This is a genomic window from Sulfitobacter sediminis (assembly GCF_040811725.1).
Lineage (GTDB): Bacteria > Pseudomonadota > Alphaproteobacteria > Rhodobacterales > Rhodobacteraceae > Sulfitobacter > Sulfitobacter sediminis.
The window spans coordinates 1-265 of sequence record NZ_JBFNXX010000168.1 but is presented as its reverse complement, the minus strand read 5'-3'; the positions used below and the strand labels follow the sequence as shown (position 1 = coordinate 265).

The 265-nt window shown below is 72.1% G+C and carries 1 protein-coding gene; it reads left to right on the top strand.

The features are described 5' to 3' along the window. Positions 1-265, top strand: a 265-nt coding sequence (locus AB2B41_RS23550; RefSeq protein WP_367880254.1) for a 2Fe-2S iron-sulfur cluster-binding protein, incomplete at both ends; no start/stop codon positions are given.

The following is a 265-nucleotide window of genomic DNA, read 5'->3' as shown; positions in this document are numbered from 1 at the left end:
GCTCTGGAACTTCTGCGTGATACGCCACGGCCCGATGAGCGGCAGGTCCAGGACGCCCTCGGCGGTGTGCTCTGCCGCTGCACCGGCTATCGCAAGATCATCGCGGCGGTCATGCAGGCCACGGAGTTGCCGCCCGCCGCGCCAGTCCCCGAGGCGGGCGGTAGCGTGGGTCGTCCAGTCCCGCGTCTCGACGGGCTGCCGCCGGTCAAGGGGACCGAGGTCTTCGGTGCGGACCACGTCCCCGAGGGCGCCTTGCTGGTGCGGG